The sequence below is a fragment of the Antrihabitans cavernicola genome (genome assembly GCF_008297975.1).
Lineage (GTDB): Bacteria > Actinomycetota > Actinomycetes > Mycobacteriales > Mycobacteriaceae > Antrihabitans > Antrihabitans cavernicola.
In genome coordinates this window covers 310,855-330,189 of sequence record NZ_VLNY01000004.1, presented here as the reverse complement: position 1 = coordinate 330,189, position 19,335 = coordinate 310,855, and the positions used below count along the sequence as shown (strand labels likewise).

General features: G+C 65.4%; 16 protein-coding genes and 1 other RNA gene. 8 read left to right on the top strand and 9 right to left on the bottom strand.

The window, feature by feature from the left end:
• Positions 1-64: 64 nt before the first annotated feature.
• On the top strand, positions 65-2,014 hold the full coding sequence (locus FOY51_RS11355; RefSeq protein ID WP_187776274.1) for a M20/M25/M40 family metallo-hydrolase: 1,950 nt from the start codon (positions 65-67) through the stop codon (positions 2,012-2,014).
• Here the strand turns inward: FOY51_RS11355 and FOY51_RS11350 are convergent.
• The gene (locus tag FOY51_RS11350) at positions 2,006-2,968 is read right to left on the bottom strand and encodes an endonuclease/exonuclease/phosphatase family protein (RefSeq protein WP_235916253.1); all 963 of its coding nucleotides are present in this window, start codon (positions 2,966-2,968) and stop codon (positions 2,006-2,008) included. The two genes, FOY51_RS11355 and FOY51_RS11350, sit on opposite strands and share 9 nt — an antisense overlap.
• 92 nt (positions 2,969-3,060) lie before the next feature.
• Here FOY51_RS11350 and FOY51_RS11345 point away from each other — a divergent pair, with 92 nt between their 5' ends.
• A complete protein-coding gene (locus FOY51_RS11345; protein WP_149430328.1) occupies positions 3,061-3,891 on the top strand; it encodes an alpha/beta hydrolase in 831 nt (276 codons plus the stop codon).
• A gap of 18 nt (positions 3,892-3,909) precedes the next feature.
• On the opposite strand, the gene FOY51_RS11340 is transcribed toward FOY51_RS11345, so the two are convergent.
• From FOY51_RS11340 to FOY51_RS11330, 3 genes are all read right to left on the bottom strand, one after another.
• Positions 3,910-6,921 carry a bifunctional [glutamine synthetase] adenylyltransferase/[glutamine synthetase]-adenylyl-L-tyrosine phosphorylase gene (locus tag FOY51_RS11340; RefSeq protein WP_149430327.1) on the bottom strand — a complete coding sequence of 1,004 codons (3,012 nt, stop codon included), beginning with the start codon at positions 6,919-6,921 and terminating at the stop codon, positions 3,910-3,912.
• Positions 6,922-7,014: 93 nt separating this feature from the next.
• Positions 7,015-8,355 (bottom strand): glutamine synthetase family protein, encoded by a 1,341-nt coding sequence (locus tag FOY51_RS11335; RefSeq protein WP_149430326.1) that lies wholly within the window; start codon positions 8,353-8,355, stop codon positions 7,015-7,017.
• Between the two features lie 94 nt (positions 8,356-8,449).
• Positions 8,450-10,021 carry an alpha/beta hydrolase gene (locus tag FOY51_RS11330; protein WP_149430325.1) on the bottom strand — a complete coding sequence of 524 codons (1,572 nt, stop codon included), beginning with the start codon at positions 10,019-10,021 and terminating at the stop codon, positions 8,450-8,452.
• A 160-nt stretch (positions 10,022-10,181) separates the two neighbouring features.
• Between FOY51_RS11330 and panB the strand changes: the two genes are divergently transcribed.
• From panB to FOY51_RS11310, 4 genes are all read left to right on the top strand, one after another.
• A complete protein-coding gene (panB, locus tag FOY51_RS11325; RefSeq protein WP_149430324.1) occupies positions 10,182-11,030 on the top strand; it encodes a 3-methyl-2-oxobutanoate hydroxymethyltransferase in 849 nt (282 codons plus the stop codon).
• A 98-nt stretch (positions 11,031-11,128) separates the two neighbouring features.
• Entirely contained in the window at positions 11,129-11,599 is a 471-nt protein-coding gene (locus tag FOY51_RS11320) for a hypothetical protein (protein WP_187776273.1), read from the top strand.
• A 5-nt stretch (positions 11,600-11,604) separates the two neighbouring features.
• A complete protein-coding gene (gene pip, locus FOY51_RS11315) occupies positions 11,605-12,561 on the top strand; it encodes a prolyl aminopeptidase (RefSeq protein WP_149430323.1) in 957 nt (318 codons plus the stop codon).
• Positions 12,558-13,442: a CHAD domain-containing protein gene (locus tag FOY51_RS11310; protein ID WP_149430322.1), complete on the top strand. Its 885-nt coding sequence runs from the start codon at positions 12,558-12,560 to the stop codon at positions 13,440-13,442. The genes pip and FOY51_RS11310 overlap by 4 nt, the downstream gene beginning before the upstream one ends.
• A gap of 20 nt (positions 13,443-13,462) precedes the next feature.
• On the opposite strand, the gene FOY51_RS11305 is transcribed toward FOY51_RS11310, so the two are convergent.
• The 3 genes from FOY51_RS11305 to rnpB all read right to left on the bottom strand — a co-directional run bounded on the left by FOY51_RS11305 (position 13,463) and on the right by rnpB (position 15,985).
• Entirely contained in the window at positions 13,463-14,881 is a 1,419-nt protein-coding gene (locus FOY51_RS11305) for an RNB domain-containing ribonuclease (protein WP_149430321.1), read from the bottom strand.
• 6 nt (positions 14,882-14,887) lie between these two features.
• Positions 14,888-15,223 (bottom strand): hypothetical protein, encoded by a 336-nt coding sequence (locus tag FOY51_RS11300; RefSeq protein ID WP_149430320.1) that lies wholly within the window; start codon positions 15,221-15,223, stop codon positions 14,888-14,890.
• A gap of 345 nt (positions 15,224-15,568) precedes the next feature.
• An RNA gene (gene rnpB, locus FOY51_RS11295) (RNase P RNA component class A) lies at positions 15,569-15,985 on the bottom strand.
• A gap of 36 nt (positions 15,986-16,021) precedes the next feature.
• Between rnpB and FOY51_RS11290 the strand changes: the two genes are divergently transcribed.
• Together FOY51_RS11290 and FOY51_RS11285 are read left to right on the top strand one after the other, a co-directional pair.
• Positions 16,022-16,909, top strand: a complete 888-nt coding sequence (locus FOY51_RS11290; protein WP_149430319.1) for an alpha/beta hydrolase — start codon at positions 16,022-16,024, stop codon at positions 16,907-16,909.
• A 13-nt stretch (positions 16,910-16,922) separates the two neighbouring features.
• Positions 16,923-17,450, top strand: coding sequence for a DUF1697 domain-containing protein (locus FOY51_RS11285; RefSeq protein ID WP_149430318.1), 528 nt, complete (start codon positions 16,923-16,925; stop codon positions 17,448-17,450).
• Here FOY51_RS11285 and FOY51_RS11280 read toward each other — a convergent pair.
• A complete protein-coding gene (locus tag FOY51_RS11280) occupies positions 17,447-18,511 on the bottom strand; it encodes a bifunctional RNase H/acid phosphatase (RefSeq protein WP_149430446.1) in 1,065 nt (354 codons plus the stop codon). The genes FOY51_RS11285 and FOY51_RS11280 overlap by 4 nt on opposite strands.
• A gap of 14 nt (positions 18,512-18,525) precedes the next feature.
• A complete protein-coding gene (locus FOY51_RS11275) occupies positions 18,526-19,263 on the bottom strand; it encodes a zinc ribbon domain-containing protein (RefSeq protein ID WP_149430317.1) in 738 nt (245 codons plus the stop codon).
• Positions 19,264-19,335: the final 72 nt, after the last annotated feature.

Below are 19,335 nucleotides of genomic sequence, written 5' to 3'. Positions count from 1 at the left end.
GTCGCGGCTAGGCTGGTCCGGTGTTCGTGACCGGCCGACCTCTCCCGACTGCGCGGGTTCCGATGTGAGCGTCGCGCTCGATCACCTGGTTCTCGGGGTTCGCGACCTCGACCGAAGCGTGCGCGAGTTCCGCGCTGCCGGGTTCGACGTGTCGGAAGGCGTCCATACATCGCCGATCGTCTCCGCCCGCGTCTTGCTCGACGGCAGCTATGTGGAGCTGGTGTCGTTCGGGACTACGCGGTCGGGATCGGCGACACGCCTGCTGTCGCGCACACCGATCCGGCCTGCATTGCTGTTCGGCGGCAACGAATCCGGCGGCAGTTTGTCGGATTCGACGGGATTTATGGCGGCAGTAGTACGCGTCGGCGATCGCTGCGTTCGTATCGACGCTACCGACCCGGCCCAGCCGACGACCGTGCAGCGCTCGCCGAACGAGCCCACGATTGCTACGAAAGCGTGCGTCGCGGCCGTCACCGTGACCGTCACGGATCTCGATCGAGCTGCAGACCGGTACCGGGCGATGCTCGGCGATCCGATCGCGCCTCGCCGATGGCAACTCGGCGATACGGTGCTGGTGCTCGAATCCGGTTCGGCCCCGAGAATCCGGGTGCACCTGAAATCCGAACGCCTGCCGTTGTCGGCGGTGACCATGGACCTCACGAGCACGGCCGACGATCCGGGGGACGACGCGGTGGCCAGACTGTCGGCCGCCGTACAGATTCGCACCGTGTCCTATGACGACCGCACCACGATCGACGACGCCGAGTTCGTCGAATTGGGCATGCTGATCGAAAAGTCCTTCCCCCGTGTTCATTCCGAGCTCACCCTCGAGAAGTTCGCACACAGCAGGCTCTACACCTGGCACGGCCGTGATCGTGATCGGGTCGGCGCATTGTTTCTCGCGCACCTCGACGTGGTGCCGGTCGACGACGCCGAGCTGTGGACGCATCCACCGTTCGCCGGTGTCATCGATGACGAATTCATCTGGGGCCGAGGCACTATCGACGACAAGAGTCGAGCTTTCGCGCTACTGGAAGCGGTCGAAGCCAGCCTCGCGGACGGCTTCACGCCGGCGACGACGCTGATGTTCGCGCTGGGTCACGACGAAGAGATCGGCGGCGACCGCGGAGCCGCCGTCATCGCCGAACAGCTGCGCAGCCGAGGAGTGCGGGCAGAGCTCCTGCTCGACGAAGGCGGTGTCATCACGACAGGGATCGTCGACGACGTCGATCGACCGGTGGCCTCGATCATGGTCGGCGAGAAGGGATTCGTCACGATCCGGCTCTCGACCACCGATCCCGGCGGACACTCGTCGATGCCCGGTAAGGAGACAGCCGTCGGTCGCATCGCACGAGCGGTTGCGGCATTGCAGGACCATCAGCTGCCCATTCGCGTCATTCCAGCGGTGGTCGACATGGTGAAGCTGTTGGCGCCGTTCATGTCCGAGCCCAAACGCACAGTGCTCGGGCTGGGCACCAAGGCCCTGCCCGCTGTCATCGCCCGGATACTGACCGCGCGCCCCTCCACCGGCGCACTCGTTCGAACAACCACGGCGCCGACGGTCATTCGAGGCGGCGTCAAAGACAACGTGCTGCCGCAACTGGCGGAGGCACTGGTGAACTTTCGTATTCTGCCCGGCGAGACGATCGCTGACGTGGAAGCACACTGCCGCAAGGTGATCGACGACAAGTTGGTCAAGCTGGAGACCATGCAGAACATGCTCGCTGAGCCCTCCCCCGTCACCGCGTCCGACAGCCCAGAGTTCGCGTTCATCGCCGACACCGTACGAACGCTGGTACCCGATGTCGCCGTCACCACCGGCCTGGTCCCCGGCGCCACCGACTCGCGCCACTACAACGATGTGTTCGCCGCCCGTTTCAACTTCGCACCGATCGTGTTCGAGCAAGCCGACATCGATCGCATTCACGGCTTCGACGAGCGCCTCTCCCGCATCAACTACGGCAGGCTCATCCGGTTCGATCGCCTGCTGTTCGAGAAGCTCGGTTCATCCTGATACGCGGTTCATCCTGATCTGCGCCACGACGGAACGGTGGTCCGAGCCCGGAATGGTCACTGTGTCAACATGATCCGCACGGCCGCCCGCAACCAGGATGTGATCGATCGCGATCACCGGCGGCCACCACCGATCGGCGGGATACGTCGGCAGAATTCCGGCACCGGCTTGATCGGCAGCATCCGCGAATCGGCCTGCGATGACGTTTCGGAAGACGGCGTGATCGTAGGTGGCGTTGAAATCCCCACCCACGATCGCGGGGCCCTCACCTGCCGACGCCATGATCTCCTGCAGCCGTCGCATCTGGTCTCCCCATACGTCGGGGCCGGACGGCCACGGCGGCACCGGATGGAACGCGAAGACCGTCGTCGGAGTGCCGCCCGGAATGTCCATCGTCGCCGACACCTGATGAAGGGGAAATCCGCTGTAGGTCTTCGGGTCACGCAGCGGATACCGCGCCCAGATCCCCGTCCCGCGCGCTTCGATATCGGGTTGCAGGTGATGGAACGGCAGCAGCGCGTCAAGTCCCGCGGCACCCAACCGAGCCACCGCCTCCGGTGTCAACTCTTCGACTGTCAGCACGTCGACGCGACGCTCACGCACCTCGCGCACCATGGCGTCGGCATCCGCAGTACCGAAGAGGATGTTCGACTGCATGACGGTGAGCGCCGAGCCGTCGGCCGGTGCCCCGTCAGCGACGTACAACGGGAGCTGCGTCCAGATCCCCGCACCGATCGCCAGGCCCGCTGCCGCGATTCCCACCCACGATCGAGCGGCCGCGAACAGGATCAGCGCAATAACGGCGGCGCACGTCAGCATGACCGCACCCGACGACGCGAGAACGAACGAATACCGTTGCGAACGGCTCCAATGCAGGGCAATACCGACGCAGCCGAGCACCAATGCGATGGAGCCGAGGACCGCTAGACCGACGCGCAACCATCTCGAGTTCACTCGACCCAGAAAACCATGAATCCGGAACCGGCGCAGATTCCGATCGGGGTATGGTCCGATCGAAGCCAGCGACGACCGAAAGTCAGGACCGCATGACCGACACAATCCAGGGCGATTTCGACGGGTCCGACGGCAAGATCAAGTGGCGCGCGTGGATTCCCGACGACACGGCGACGGCGGTCGTAATCCTGGTGCACGGGATCGCCGAACACAGTGGCCGCTACCAGTACGTCGGCGAACGTCTCGCCGCGGCCGGTTACGCGGTCTACGCGCCCGATCATCACGGGCACGGTCTGTCCGAAGGCCATCGGGCGAACATCGGCACGATGGACGGCGTCGCCGACGACGTGCAGCGAATGATGGATTGCGCGATTCGACGCCACCCCGAGGCCCCCCGATTCGTCCTCGGCCACAGCCTCGGTGGCCTCATCGCGCTGTACTACGTGACCCGCAGCCAGGTCGCTATCAACGGTCTCGTGATCTCGGCCGCCGCAATCGATGTGCCGGTGGTGTCCGGCGTGCAGCGAGTCGTCGGCTCGCTGTTGTCGAAGGTCGCACCCAATGCCGGTGCGTTGAAACTGGATTCGGCGGGCCTGAGCCGCGACCCCGCGGTCATCGCGGACTACGACTCGGATCAACTGAACTTCCGCGGCAAGATCCCGGTCCGCACGCTGACCGAGGGCATGCACGCAATCGAACAGGTACAGGCGGGCTTACCGAAACTGACGGTGCCGCTGCTGATCCTGCACGGCGAGGACGACCCCATCGTCGCCGTGTCCGGATCGCGGGACATCGCAAAGCAGGCCGGTTCGGACGACGTGACGTTGAAGGTCTATCCCGGCCTGTTGCACGAGATCCTCAACGAACCGGAGAAGGATCAGGTGATCGGCGACATCGTCGGCTGGTTGGATCAGCATCGCTGATCGAGCCGACCTAGTAGCTCAAGCGCCGAAGACCCGCTCCACGACTGCTCTGCCCCTGCGCGTCACCCGAAGATAGTGATCGAGGAACTCACCCGCGTCGTCGTTCTTCCAGCCCGCCGCGTGCGCGACCGCCGACAGTTGCGGTCCGGGCCCCGGCAGTTGGTCGGTCGCCTTGTTGCGAACCAGCACAAGGGCGTTGCGCGCTTTCGTCGCGATCAGCCACGATTCGCGCAGCAGCTCGACGTCTTCTTCGCTGAGCAGTTCCGCTGCGCCGATGGCTTCCAACGTGTCGAGCGTGGACGTGTTGTGCAAGGTCGGCGTGTCGTGGGCGTGCTGCAACTGGATCAGCTGCACGGTCCACTCGACATCCGCGAGCCCGCCACGACCGAGCTTGGTGTGCGTGGCTGGATCGGCGCCGCGTGGCAGCCGCTCGGAGTCGATGCGCGCCTTGATCCGGCGAATCTCGCGAACCGCCGCGGACGACACCCCGCCTTCCGGATACCGCACCTTGTCGATCAGATGCAGAAACCGAACACCGAGGTCGTCGTCGCCCGCTACCTGGTGGGCGCGCAACAGCGCCTGCACCTCCCACGGCTGCGCCCACTGCGCGTAGTAGGCGTCGTAGGCCGCGAGCGTGCGCACCAGGGGTCCGTTGCGCCCCTCCGGACGCAGACCCGCGTCGACCTGTAGCGGCGGATCGGTGCTCGGCGCGCCGAGGAGCTTCGTGACGCTTTCCGCGATGCCGTTCGCCCACCGGACCGCCTTGGTCTCGTCGACGCCGTCCTTCGGATCGCACACGAACAGCACGTCCGCGTCGGAGCCGTAGCTCAATTCGTGCCCGCCGAGCCTGCCCATCCCGATCACCGCGAATGTCGCGGGAGCCGGCTCGCCGGTTTCCGCCTCGGATGCCGTGATCGCCGACTGCAGTGCGGCATTGAGCACAGCCGCCCACACCGACGACAGCGCACGGCAGACCTCCCGCACGTCCAGCATCCCGAGGATGTCGGCCGATGCGATCCGTGCCAGCTCGTGTCGCCGGAGCGAACGAGATGCCGCCACAGCACGTTTGGGATCGCTGTACCGGGCGGAGGACGAAAGGATGCCTCGCGCAACATCATCCGGATCGGCTGCGACCAACAGTGGCCCGTTGGGCCCGTCGGCGAACATGCGAATCACCTCAGGAGCCTTCACCAGCAGCTCCGAGAGATAGGCCGACGAGCCGAGAGTGATCATCAGGCGCTGCGCCACCGCACCCTCGTCTCGAAGCTCCCGAAGGAACCAGGTCTGTTCGTCGAGAGCTTCGGCAACGCGGCGGTACGCGAGCAGGCCCGCATCGGGATCCGGTGTCTCGCCGAGCCATTCGAGCAGCGTCGGCAGCAGCAGTGCTTGGATGCGCCCCTTGCGCGACGCTCCACCGGTCAGCGCCGTGAGGTGTCCGAGTGCGTTCCGCGGCGACTGGTAGCCGAGAGCTGCGAGCTGGCGGACCGCTGCGTCCGGACTCAGCCGGAGGGCGTCCTTGTCGAAGCGCGCAACCGATTCCAGCAGCGGGCGGTAGAACAGCTTTGCGTGCAAGCGTCGCACCCGATGTGCGTTGCGCTTGATCTCGGCGTTGAGTACGCCGAGCGCGTCGTGCCTGCCGTCGGGGCGCATATGCGCGGCCCGCGCCAGCCACCGCAGTGCTTCTTCGTCGCTCGCCGGCGGCAAGGTGTGGGTGCGCTTGAGACGTTGCAGTTGCAGGCGATGCTCGAGCAGGCGCAGAAATTCGTAGGACGCCGTGAGGTTGGCGGCGTCGTCACGCCCGACGTAACCGCCGACCGCAAGGGCCGTCAACGCGTCGACGGTGCCTGTCACACGCAGCGTCTCGTCTGCGCGACCGTGCACCAATTGCAGTAGCTGAACGGCGAATTCGACGTCGCGCAGACTGCCACGGCCCAGCTTGAGTTCGCGCTCGCGCAACTCCGGAGGGACCATTTCCTCCACGCGACGGCGCATAGCTTGCAGGTCGACGACGAAGTCGTCGCGCTCGGATGCGGTCCACACCATCGGCAGCAGCGCGGCCTGATATTGCTCGCCCAACTCGATGTCGCCGGTCATCGGCCGCGCCTTGAGCAGTGCCTGGAATTCCCAGGTCTTCGCCCAACGCTGGTAGTACGCGATGTGCGAATCCAGCGTGCGCACCAGCTCGCCGCGTTTCCCTTCCGGCCGGAGAGCCGCGTCGACATCGAAGTAGGCAACGGACCCGATTCGCATCATCTCCGACGCCAACCGGCTCCCCTGGACGTTCGCCGGTTCGGCGACGAAGACGACGTCAACATCCGAGACGTAGTTCAGTTCGCGTGCACCACATTTGCCCATGGCCAGGACGGCGATGCGAACCGGGCACGGCTCGTCGGGAAATACGGTCGCCACGGCAACGGCGAGAGCTGCGGTGAGCGCGGCATCGGCGAGGTCGGACAGCTGATGGCCAACGGTTTGGTACGGAAGTACCGGTTCGTTCTCGACCGTTGCCGCCAGGTCGACGGCTGCCAACAACATCAGGTGATCGCGATAGCGCCTCCGCAGTCGCGCGACGGTCGACGGCCCGGTCATCCCGGCGCGGAACAGTAATGCCGCGGCGTTCGGCCCGGTTTCGGGTGTCGCCTCGACCAGCTCGAGCATGTCGTCGATCAGCTGCTGCCTGCTCGGCAACGCGGAGGCCCGCAACAGTTTCCAGGACTGCGGTTCGGCGACCAGGTGGTCGGCGAACGCACTGGAGGCACCGATCAGACCGAACAGCCGCCCGCGCAACGACTTCTCGTCGCGCAGCAGCTGATCCAATTCGGACCAGCCGTCGCCCAGCGCTTCCCGCAGTCGACCGAGGGCCCGGAGCGCCAAGTCGGGATTCGCGGCACGCGAGAGCGACCACAACAGTTCGACGGAATCCTGATCGACCCAGCCGAGGGCCTGCAGATCCGCCGAGGCGGTTGGTTCGAGAAGACCCAGCCGCCCCACTCCGGGAACGGCGGATCGCGCCGTCGGTGGCCGGACCATCAGCGTGCCGTTGCGGTGTGCGCGTAGCCGATGCTCATAGGAGCAAACCTAGCGCAGGGCAGGGGGCGCCTTACAAGCCACGCGGGTCCCCCGCTAGAGGCCCAAGTACTCGCGAAGCTCGAACGGCGTTACGTGGCTGCGGTATTCCTCCCACTCCCGCCGCTTGTTGCGGAGGAAGAAGTCGAAAACGTGCTCGCCGAGCGCTTCGGCGACCAGCTCGGAGCGCTCCATCTGGGCGAGCGCGTCGTTGAGGCTGCCCGGCATTTCCTTGTAGCCCATGGCGCGCCGTTCAGCGGCGGTCAACGACCACACGTCGTCCTCCGCCTCCGGCGGCAGTTCATAGCCCTTCTCGATACCGCGCAGACCCGCCGCGAGCAGTACCGCGAACGCGAGGTACGGGTTGCAGGCCGAGTCTGGGCTACGAATCTCGACGCGACGCGAGGACGACTTGCTCGGCGTGTACATCGGTACGCGAACCAGTGCCGACCGGTTGGACCGACCCCAGGACGCGGCCGTCGGCGCTTCGCCGCCGTGGATCAGGCGTTTGTACGAGTTGACCCACTGGTTGGTGATGGCACTGATCTCGCCGGAGTGCTCGATGATGCCCGCGATGAACGATTTGGCGGTCTTGGAGAGCTGCATCGGGTCGTCGGCGTCGTGGAAGGCGTTGGTCTCGCCCTCGAACAGGCTCATGTGGGTGTGCATGCCCGAGCCAGGGTGGTTGCTGAACGGTTTAGGCATGAAAGTGGCGCGGACACCCTCTTCGATGGCCACCTCTTTGACCACGTATCGGAACGTCATCACGTTGTCCGCCATCGACAGCGCATCGGCGTAGCGGAGATCGATCTCCTGCTGGCCCGGGGCACCCTCGTGGTGGCTGAACTCGACGGAGATACCCATCGATTCCAAGGCATCGATCGCATGCCTGCGGAAATTGGGCGCCGTGTCGTGCACCGCCTGGTCGAAGAAGCCACCGTTGTCCGCAGGCTTCGGCGCCCGACCGTCCAGCGGCGCGTTCTCGATGAGGAAGAACTCGATCTCGGGGTGCACGTAGCAGCTGAAGCCCAGGTCGGCAGCCTTGTTGAGCTGACGCCGCAGCACGTGGCGCGGATCGGCCCAGGACGGGGAGCCGTCCGGCATCGCGATGTCGCAGAACATGCGCGCCGAGTGCTGATGCCCCTTGCTGGTGGACCACGGCAGGATCTGGAAGGTCGAGGGATCGGGCATCGCGACCATGTCCGCCTCGGACACTCGCGCAAAGCCTTCGATCGCGGACCCGTCGAAACCGATGCCTTCTTCGAAGGCACCCTCGAGCTCCGCGGGAGCGATCGCCACCGATTTGAGGTAACCGAGCACATCGGTGAACCACAATCGGACGAATCGAATGTCGCGCTCTTCGAGGGTCCGGAGCACGAATTCCTTTTGGCGATCCATGCTCGCGAGACTAGGCACTTGGCGTTAACTCTGTGTTACATCGTGAAATCTAGAATGCGCGAGCCGCGAATCGGCCCGCGCGGATCTGTTGTGCTCAGCAGCGCAGGCCAGGCGCAGGCTCGGTGAGATCGGTGAGATATGCGGTGACTGGATCGTCCACGCAGGCGACTCCGGCCTGCAGCGCAACGGTGTGCTGCTCGCCCTGATAGGTGATAAGCGACCCGTTCAGCTGCCGTGCGAGATCCACACCTGCCTGATACGGCGTCGCCGGATCCTCGGTCGTCGACACCACGACCACCTTGGGCAGGCCCGGAACCGAAAGTGTGTGCGGCGTAGCAGTGTTGGGGACCGGCCAGAACGCGCACATGTCCAGCGGAGCCTGGCCGGTGCCGAGCCCGTCGTCGAGGAACGGTGCTGCCTGCCGGTATCGCACGTCCGTCGCTCCGACCGCGGCTCGATCTTTCACGGGCGGGTCGTCGGCGCACCTGATCGCGTTGAAGGCGTCGTTGAGGTTGGAGTAGCTACCGTCGTCGCGTCGTCCGTCGTAGATGTCGGCGAGATGCAACAGCGTGTCGCCCCGCCCCTCGCTCAACTCACGTAGGCCGACGGTGAGAACCCGCCACAGGTCCGGCGAGTACAGCGCCTGCTGCACGCCCGTCATCGCATCGTTGTAGTTGAGCCTGCGGGGATCCGTTGTGGCTGCGGGCTTGTCGATCAACGGATTCACCAGCGCACGGATCGCGGACACGGCGCCTGCGGCGTCGCCGCCGAGCGGGCAATTGCGGTTCTTTGCACAGTCCCGCGCGTACTCGTCGAAAACCTTCTGAAATCCAGCGGCCTGCGCGACCAGCTCGTCCAACGGGTTCTGCTCCGGATCGACGGCGCCGTCGAGCACCATTGCACGCACTCGATCGGGGAACGTCTCGGCGTAGGTGGATCCGATGCGTGTCCCGTACGAGTAACCGACGTAGTTCAGCTTCGCGTCGCCGAGGACACCGCGAATGATGTCCATGTCGCGAACCACTTCTCTGGTCCCGACGTGCGCCAGCACCGTGGTGCCCGCGCGCTGAGCGCATTTCGCGGCGTAGTCGGCGTGCTCCTTCTCCGTCTGGGCGATACCCGCGGGTGACATGTCGACGTCGAGGTCTTGCCGATCGGCGTCGGCTTCTTGGGGTGTGAGACACGAGACCGCAGGTGTCGACGCGCCGATACCGCGTGGATCGAATCCGATGACGTCGAATCGTTTGGCGAGCGGCGTGTCGTCCAGCTGGCTGGCCAACGCCAGACCCGACGCGCCCGGACCACCCGGATTCATCAACAGCGAGCCGATGCGATCACCGGACGCCGCCGATTTCGAGATGGCGATCTTCGCGGTATCGCCGTCCGGTTTGTCGTAGTCGAGGGGCACCGTCACCCGCGCGCACTGCAGGTCCGACTTCAAGCCCGATCCGTCGGTGTCGAAGCCGTCGCAGCCTTCCCATGCCACCCGCTGCGTGTAGTACTTCTGCAGGGGTGCCAAAGCCGGATCCACCGCTGCGGCCGACGTCGAATTCGTGCTGCTCGACGGCGCTGCTTCCTGCCCGCTTTCGGTGTTCGTGCAGCTCACCAGCAGGGCACACATACTGGCACCGACCATGACGGCGGCAGCACGGTTGGATATCGACATCGCTCGATCGTGCCATGCCGACGCGAAGCGACCTGGTCTCGAGTGTGACGAATTGCACGACCGCAGTCCCTACGCAACGATGTGCGCCGGTGGCAGACTCTGAGAAGTCATAACCCACACCCGGGGACCCGACAGGGCCTCGAGGACGAAAGGGACACTGATGTCCGATTCTGTGACACCCGAGACCGGCGCGTACGGTGCGGTCAGCACCCCCAAACGCAAGACCCGGGTACATCATCTGCAGCAGATGAAATCCGAGGGCGAACGCTGGTCGATGCTCACCGCCTACGACTTCTCGACCGCCAAGATCTTCGACGACGCGGGCATTCCTGTGCTGCTGGTCGGCGACTCGGCAGCGAACGTGGTCTACGGCTACGACACCACCGTGCCGATCACCATCGACGAGCTGCTGCCGCTGGTCCGCGGCGTCGTCCGTGGCGCGCCGCACGCCCTCGTCGTCGCCGACCTCCCGTTCGGTAGCTATGAGACCTCCGCCCAGCAGGCGCTCGCGTCCGCGACACGATTCATGAAGGAAGGCCAGGCGCACGCCGTCAAGTTCGAGGGTGGCGAGCGCGTTGCCGACCAGATCGCCGCGGTCACCGCTGCGGGCATCCCGGTCATGGCACACATCGGCTTCACACCGCAGAGCGTCAACACCCTCGGCGGCTTCCGCGTCCAGGGTCGCGGCGACGGCGCCGATCAGCTGATCGCCGACGCCATCGCGGTGCAGGAAGCAGGCGCGTTCTCCGTCGTGATGGAGATGGTTCCCGCCGAGCTCGCGGCACAGGTCACCCGCAAACTCACCATCCCGACGGTCGGTATCGGTGCAGGCCATGAGTGCGACGCACAGGTACTGGTCTGGCAGGACATGGCGGGCTACACCGCAGGCCGTACCGCCAAGTTCGTCAAGAAGTTCGGCAACGTCGGCGACGAGCTGCGCAACGCGGCCCTCGCCTACGACAACGAGGTGAAGCGCGGCATCTTCCCCGCGCCGGAACACACCTTCTGAGCGTTCCACGAGAACTGGCCCGGCAGCGCGATCCGTTGCCGGGCCGCTCCCATGCTCGATTCACCTGCCGTTGACGAGTAGATGGCAGACTCTTGGGTGTGACGACCGACAACAGACCGAAGTACGCAACGCGTGTCCGCCGTGGTGGAATCGCCCTCATCGCAGGAGCGCTCGCAACCGTCGCCATCGCAGGCTGCGGCAGCCAGGACAACGGCACCGCGACCAGCGCGCCGTCCTCGGTAGGCCAGAAGGCTCCCGCGGCGAGCCAGGCACCGACCGGAAACGCCGGTGGCACAGACAACATCGGCAACGAGGCGGCCAAGAAGCTGTGCTCCGACATCGAGGCACAACTCTCCGACTGGCGCGTACAGGGTCCGACTCTGGGTAAGCCCGGACTGAACATCCTGGTGCAGACCTGGGCGGCACAGAACGGTCTCATCAACGCTCAGATCGTGCGCGATCGCACCATCATCGACAAGATCACCACCGACAACTGCGCAGACACCCGGCAGCAGGCAATCGAAGCGCTGAACATCCCGGATCTGGCATCCGGCCTCGTCGGCTTCTGAAAGTGATGCGCAGCCTCTATCCGCCGATCGAGCCCTACCAGACCGGTCACCTGCCGGTGGACGACGGCCAACTCATGTACTGGGAGGCCAGCGGCAACCCCGCCGGAAAACCTGCGGTGTTTCTGCACGGCGGGCCCGGCGGCGGCACCGCACCGTTCAACCGCCAGTTCTTCGATCCGGCCGCCTACCGAATCATCCTTCTCGATCAGCGGGGGTGCGGACGGTCGACGCCGCACATCGCCGACGGCGCCGACCTGTCGTCGAACACGACGCAGAATCTGATCGCCGATGTCGAAAAGCTACGCGCACATCTGAACATCGAGAAATGGTTGGTGTTCGGCGGTTCGTGGGGCTCCACGTTGTCACTGGCGTACGCGCAAGCGCATCCCCAGCGCGTGACCGAACTGGTGCTGCGGGGGATATTCCTGTTGCGGCGCAGCGAAATCGACTGGTACTACAACGTCGGCGGCGCAGGCAACATCTTCCCCGACCTGTGGGAGAAGTACCTGAAGCCCGTTCCGGAATCCGAGCGTGACGGCGATCTGGTCGAGGCATACCATCGCCTGCTCCATTCGACGGATCCCGCGGTGGCAACGGCTGCCGCGGTGGCGTGGTCGGCATGGGAAGGTGCGACCAGCGCCCTGCTCCCCCGCCCGGATCGGGTCGCCGAAACATCCGAGACCCGCTTCGCCCTGGCCTTCGCACGCATCGAGAACCATTACTTTCGCAACGGCGGATTTCTGGACGAGGGCCAACTGTTGACGAATATTGCTGCGATGCAGCAGATTCCGGGCGTGATCGTGCAAGGCCGATACGACGTGGTGTGTCCGGCGCGCAGCGCGTGGGATCTGCACGGCGCGTGGCCGCAATCGGAGTTGATCATCGTCGACGACGCCGGGCACGCATCGAACGAGCCGGGCATCGCGCATCACCTCGTCGAGACGACGGACAGGTTCCGATGAGCGCACAAGCCGCCGGACCCGCTGTCGTCACCACCCTGTCGCTCGATGTCGACCGACTGATCAGCGCCGAGCCGGACGTCCGCGCCGACCGCTACGACTCGATCCATCAGATGCGGGTCGCGACCCGTCGCCTGCGGAGCGTGCTGCGCTCCTACCGCACGGTTTTCGAGCGTGCCGAGGTCGACGAGATCAGGGCCGAGTTGACCTGGCTCGCAGGCATTCTCGGGGTCGCGAGGGATGCCGAAGTGATGGCGGAGCGGTACGAGTCGCTGTTGCTGGCACAGCCGGGCGACCTGGTGATCGGGCCGATCTACGAGCGGCTCGTCAGCAGCCAGCAGTCCAAATACGCTGTCGCCCATGCCCAGTCGCTCATCGCATTGGACAGCTCACGGTACGCCGCGGTGCGCGATCGCCTCGACGCCCTTCTCGATCGGCCGCCGACGGGCAAGGGTGCGTCGAAGCCTGCGTCGTCGATCTTCACGAACGCATTGACGAAGGAGTATCACCGACTGCGGGTCCATGTGCGCACCGAGTTCAGCGCGGCCCCCGACGACAAGACCGTGGCGCTGCACGAGGTTCGCAAGGCTGCCAAGCGCCTTCGCTACGCGGCAGAGGCCGCAGGAAACGTGCTCGGCGATTCCGCCGACCGTGTCGCGAAGGACGCGAAGGCAGTGCAGAGCGTGTTGGGCGATCACCGAGATGCCGTCGAATCCCAGCAATTGATTCTTCGGGAGGCCGCCGCCGCCAAGTCTCGTGGTGAAGATGCATTCACCTACGGGCTCCTCTACATGGCCGAGGAACACAGTGCCCGAGCGGCGATTTCGGGATATCACCCCGCACTCGAAGCCTTGACCGTTGCATGTACTGCGCTGGGTGAGTAAAAAGCTGGGTGAGTAGGGCGCTACTTCGAATAGGCGAACGCGACTGCTCGCTTGGTGATATCGGCCGTCGTCAGCTGCACCGACACCACCTGCCCCTCGGGCGGCGCACCCGTGCACTTCGCAAGCACGGGTGGATCGTTGACGAAGATCTCGGAGTCCCGTTTGCCGTCGGCAGACTTGACCACGACGGCCGAAAACTTCTGTCCGACACGGGGTGCAAGGACGAATGCCTCGGTGAGATCGATGCAGGCCCGCTCCACCTTGTTGGCCAGCGAATCGGAACCACGCATGATTTCGGACAACTCCGGCAGCGCGTCGCGCGCCCATGCGGGCACGTCGGTCTTGGCGCTGACGGCGAGGCACACCTCGGTGGCGAACCGATCGGAAAGCCGTCGCAACGGTGCCGTCACATGGGCGTACGGCGCGCCGATCCCGCTGTGCTCCAGCAAATCCGGCAAAGTCCCGTCGAACGCCGCGTAGTCGGCGCCACGTAGCAGGGTGGTGGCAGCCGTCATCATCACCAGCGTGTCGGGCGCGTTGGCCGGCAGCTCCGCAAGGAATACGCCGACCGAAGTCGTTGTGGGCCAATCGAGCCCGAGCGCGCCTGCGGTCTTACGCATCGCCACCTCGGCCTCGGGATCCGGCGGCGGCAGGGTGCGCAGCAAACCGATGCGGGCCTCGATCATCAGCTGTGCGGCACACATACCGGTCAACAGCGATACTTCGGCGTTCCAGTCGTCGGCGGCGGTGCGTGGCTGCAATTCCAAACGCCACGTGGACTTCTGCTCGTCGGCGGGCACTACCTCTTGCTCGGGCAGTTTCAGTTCGATCGAGCCACGCTGCAGCGCTGCTGCGGCCCGGAGCGCACCGAATGCGGGCAGGTCGGCGATCGAGGGGTGCAGCGTTCCGGCGTCCGCGTCGGCTTGCACACCTGCATAGTCCAGTCGTGCGATCGACTTCACGAGCGCACGCCGCACCGAGAACTGCGTCACCGCAGCGGTGGCGTCGAGTTCGATCGTCCACAGCGCGACGGGACGGGTCTGATCGGGCAGCAAACTTGCCGAGCCCTCGGACAATTCGCGCGGATGCAGGGGCAGTGATCCGTCCGGAAGATAGAACGTCTGTCCGCGACGGCGGGTCTCTTTGTCGAGCACGCTGCCGGGAACCACCACCGCCCCTACATCGGCGATCGCATAGTGCACGATGAATCCGCCTGCGGCCGTGCGCTCGATGTGCACGGCCTGGTCGAGATCCATCGACGACGGTGGGTCGATCGTGACGAACGGCAGATCGGTGCGGTCCTCTCGCTCACCGGCATGAGCGTCCACCGCAGCCGTCGCTTCCGCGACGGCCTCGGCTGGATACTCCTCGGAGAGCTGGAATTCGGTTCGGATGACGCCGAAATCGAGTACGCCTGCTGCTATTCGCCGTACGACCACCCGGCGCTACTCCTCGAACGCGACGATGACGCCGCTGGGATCGGTGATCGGGCCGAAGGCGCTGAAGCTGACGCGGCCCTTGGGGTAGGTCTGCGACAGCTCGGTCGCGGCGTCGAGGGTGGTGCCGAACGACTTGGCGGCGGCACTGGGCAGCCCGGCAACCACAGCGCCCACCTTGTTCTGATGCGCCCACACGGTTTCGTCGTGATTCATGTCGACCTGCACACCACCAGGAAGAGGTGTCACGCCGAGTGCCGATGCGGAACCGGCACCGAGCACACCCAGTCCGGCGGTAGCCCCGATGGCGACGGCTCCGACAGCAAGTGAACGAACAAAACGCATGACAACTTCCCCTAAGAATCGGTACTGCGAGATTTGCACGCACCAGCCCGAGCGAGTGGCAGGGGTGATGCGAGCGGCAACGCGCCAAGGGTATGACGCCGGTCACGCATCCGCACATTCGGGTCCTACTGTCTCCGAGTGACCTGGGCAACATCTGCCCCACACGTCCCACTCAGCGGAGTGAACGCCGGAGTTCGATGGGCGCTCCGCAGGCTCCCCGCCGGAGTTCGATGGGCGCTCCGCTGGCTCCCCGCCGGGGTGAATGGCGCATTCGCTCGATCCAACGCAACGAACGTGCCGTTCACCCCATCGATTCGGGGTGCGTGAGGAATGGAGGGGTGGGTGCGGACGAGTTGGCGTGTAAGCCGGATCCTGTACCCGCCGCATCGCGTCGGGTGACGACCATCCATCTGGGCACACCGTTGCCGGGTACCTCGAGCGGTTCACCCGCAGACTCGGGCGAGCAGCCCTCGAACATCTGCGCAGCCACACCTGGACGAATCCGGGTGCAACCTTCAACCTTGCTCCGGGCGGGGTTTACCTAGCCGCCCCGGTCACCCGGGGCGCTGGTGCGCTCTTACCGCACCGTTTCACCCTGACCACCGCTTGCGCGATGGCGGTCTGTTTTCTGTGGCACTGTCCCGCGAGTCACCTCGGGTTGCCGTTAGCAACCGCCCTGCTCTGTGGAGTCCGGACTTTCCTCGAAGGCGGGCCTGGACACCAGGTGCCGGTTCCCGCCGCCGCGGCCGTCCAGCCAACTCGTCCGCCCGACGAGTGTACTCGTCTACCTTGGTGGGTATGGACCGCACCGATGTCGAATTCCTGTCCGGCTCGCAGCGGTGCGCCGCCTGGCTGTACCGCCCCGACGGAGGGCCTGAAACCGTTCCGCTCGTGGTGCTGGGGCACGGCCTCGGCCTGAATCGGGAAGCAGGCCTGGACAAGTACGCCCGACGATTCGTCGCGGCAGGCATGGCAGCCATGATCTTCGACTACCGCCACTTCGGCGCGAGCGAAGGTGAGCCGCGACAGCTGCTCGACATCAAGAAGCAACGCGAAGACTGGCATGCCGCGATCTCGTACGCACGCGATCTGCCCGGTATCGACCCGCATCGAATTGCATTGTGGGGCAGTTCGTTCGGCGGCGGACACGTCCTGACCGTCGCGCACCAGGATCCCACCGTCGCGGCTGTGGTCGCGCAGTGCCCGTTCACGGACGGCATCGCCTCCGCGATCGCGCTCGGCCCGGTCAGCGCGACCAAGGTGACGCTGCTCGCGCTCGCCGACACGGTCGGCTCGTTCCTGGGGCGTCCGCCGATCAAGGCGGCACTGGCGGGTCGGCCGGGCCAGGCCGCCCTGATGGCCGCCGACGACGTGGTGCCCGGCTACGGCCGTCTCGCGCGCGAAAGTCCGCTGTATCAGCCGGATGTCGCCGCTCGGATCGGCCTGCACGTGGTCACCGACGCACCTGGACGCGCGGCCTCCGACCTCACCATGCCAGTGTTCTTCGCGGTCTGCGACAAGGACACCGTCGCACCTGCGGAGGCAACGGTGAAGGCTGCGTCCCGACTGCCCAACGCGGTCGTCAAGCGCTACCCCGTCGGCCATTTCGACATCTACTACGACGACGCATACGAGACCGCCGTCGCCGATCAGACGCAGTTCCTGGTCGACGCGTTGCACCCGTGAGAGGCTCTTGTTCATGACGCAGTACGTGGCGTTCCTGCGCGGAGTAAATGTCGGCGGGATCAACATCAAAATGGCGGATCTGAAGCAGACCTTCGTCGACCTCGGATTCGACGGCGTGCGAACGATTCTCGCGTCGGGCAACGTGGCGTTCGAGTCGAGCAGAACCGGCCGCGCCAAGTTGAAGAAAGACATCGAATCGGCGTTGAACCAGGCGTTCGGCTACGAGGCGTGGATCGTGCTGGTCGACATCGCGACGGTGCAGCGAATCATCGACGACTACCCGTTCGATCCCGAGCACGAGGGCTGGCACCCATACGTGCTGCTGTCCTCGGACGACGCCGTCCTCGACGACCTGCTCGAGATGAAGTCCGAACTGGACGGCGATGTCGAGCAGATCGCAGCCGGGGACGGCGTTCTCTACTGGGAGGTCGAGCGCGGCCAGACTTTGCAGAGTCCGTTCGGTAAGCGGACGGGCAACAAGCGATACAAGTCGGCCACGACGACGCGCAATCTGCGGACCTTACTCAAAGTTGTGCGTTAGGCCAGGTACGACGTGTCGTTCACCAGCCGCACCGACGACCCGCCATCGGGATAGAACTCGGCGATGCTCAGCGACGCGAGGTCGAGGTGCAGGCGGTACAACAGCGACGGTCCGACATCGAGCGCCAACTGCAGCAGGGTCTTGATCGGGGTCACGTGGCTGACGACCAGCACCGATTCGCCGGGATTCTCTTTCAGCAGCTGGGCCCGTACCGCCGCAACCCGGGACCGCACCTGATCGAAGCTTTCCCCGTTCGGCGGTCGAACCGAGGTATCGCCGAGCCACTGCCGATGCAGCTCCGGATCACGTTGCGCCGCTTCGGGAAAGGTGAGGCCCTCCCAGTCGCCGAAGTCGGTCTCGATCAGGCCGTCCAGCACACGCACCTCGAGGCCGAGCGCCTCGGCCGAAGCATGAGCTGTGTCGAGTGCACGGCTGAGCGGTGACGACACCACGGCCGCGATGTCCGTCTCCGCGCCGAGCCGCGTCGCGGCGAGCGCCGCCTGGTTACGACCGAGTTCGGTGAGCGCCGGATTGCCGCGACCCGAGTATTTGCGATGCACAGAAAGCTCAGTCTGGCCATGGCGCAAGAGAAACAGTCGCGTGGGTGCACCGACCGCACCGGTCCAGCCCGGTGATGCAACCTTCGCGTCACCTTCGGCTGCCGCATCCATCGCCTCGTTCGCCAGCCGGTCGGCGTGCGAGTTCTGTGCCCGCGGAATCCAGGTGAAACCGACGCGGGCGAATTGCCGCACCAGCAGGCGAGCTTCGTCGGCGAGCGGAATCATGTCCGGATGCTTGATCTTCCAGCGTCCCGACATCTGTTCGACGACGAGTTTGGAATCCATTCGCACGTCCACTTCGCGTGCGCCCAACTCGGCTGCGGCGGTCAATCCTGCGATGAGACCGCGATATTCAGCGACGTTGTTGGTGGCCGTACCGATGCTGTCCTTGCGTTCCGCAAGAACGACGCGATCGTCGGCGGCCAATACGACAGCACCGTACCCAGCAGCACCGGGATTGCCGCGCGAGCCACCGTCGGCCTCGACGATCACACGCTCCACACCGTGCGAACCGGTCACAGCCCCGATTCCTTGGTACGCACCAAGATCGCACCGCACTCGGGGCAGCGAACGACGACTTCCGGCGCAGTGCCTGCGATGCGGGAGATCTCGCCGCGATCGAGCTCGATCCGACACGCACCGCACCGCCGCGCCCGCAGCAACGCGGCACCACTTCCGTGCAGGCCGACCTGCCGGTCGTAGATGGCCATCAGCTCGACCGGGAACTCACCCGCGAGCGCGGAACGATCAGCGGTGCAGCGGTTTTCAGCAGTATCGAGATCGGCGACCGCGTCGTCGCGCCTGCGCTGCACATCGATGAGCTGATCGTCGATGTGGCTGAGCTGGGCACCGGCATGCTGCTGGTCTGCCTCGGATGCTTCGCGCCGTTCCATCACTTCGAGGAGTTCGTCCTCGAGGTTGGCCTGACGTCGTTCCAGAGTGCCCAACTCGTGCTGCAATTCGGAGAGCTGCTTCGCACCCACCGAGCCGCTCTGCAGCATCGTGCGATCCCGCTCCTCGCGCTTGCGCACGGCGTCCACTTCACCTTCGAGCTTGCGAATATCGCGATCCAGATCGTCCATCGCGATCTGGACGGTCACAGCGGCGTCCTTGCGCTCGGCGCGCTCCACCTGCAGCCGGTCCATCTCCTGCTGCTCCGGCAGGGTCTTTCGACGGTGTGCGATCTGCGACAGCTCGGTATCGGCTGCGGCGAGTTCGAGCAGCCTTGCCTGAATCTGCGGTTCTACATTCACGCGTGACGGCTCCTGAGGTGGTCCGAGCTGGGACTGCTGTGTAGTTTACGAATGCTCCACGTACTGAATGCA

Bases quoted from the DNA above. Each gene is read 5' to 3' on its own strand.
- FOY51_RS11345 (WP_149430328.1), top strand. From the start codon at position 3,061: ATGACCGACACAATCCAGGGCGATTTCGACGGGTCCGACGGCAAGATC.
- FOY51_RS11340 (WP_149430327.1), bottom strand. From the start codon at position 6,921: ATGGTCCGGCCACCGACGGCGCGATCCGCCGTTCCCGGAGTGGGGCGG.
- FOY51_RS11335 (WP_149430326.1), bottom strand. From the start codon at position 8,355: ATGGATCGCCAAAAGGAATTCGTGCTCCGGACCCTCGAAGAGCGCGAC.
- FOY51_RS11330 (WP_149430325.1), bottom strand. From the start codon at position 10,021: ATGTCGATATCCAACCGTGCTGCCGCCGTCATGGTCGGTGCCAGTATG.
- panB (WP_149430324.1), top strand. From the start codon at position 10,182: ATGTCCGATTCTGTGACACCCGAGACCGGCGCGTACGGTGCGGTCAGC.
- pip (WP_149430323.1), top strand. From the start codon at position 11,605: ATGCGCAGCCTCTATCCGCCGATCGAGCCCTACCAGACCGGTCACCTG.
- FOY51_RS11310 (WP_149430322.1), top strand. From the start codon at position 12,558: ATGAGCGCACAAGCCGCCGGACCCGCTGTCGTCACCACCCTGTCGCTC.
- FOY51_RS11300 (WP_149430320.1), bottom strand. From the start codon at position 15,223: ATGCGTTTTGTTCGTTCACTTGCTGTCGGAGCCGTCGCCATCGGGGCT.
- FOY51_RS11290 (WP_149430319.1), top strand. From the start codon at position 16,022: ATGGACCGCACCGATGTCGAATTCCTGTCCGGCTCGCAGCGGTGCGCC.
- FOY51_RS11285 (WP_149430318.1), top strand. From the start codon at position 16,923: ATGACGCAGTACGTGGCGTTCCTGCGCGGAGTAAATGTCGGCGGGATC.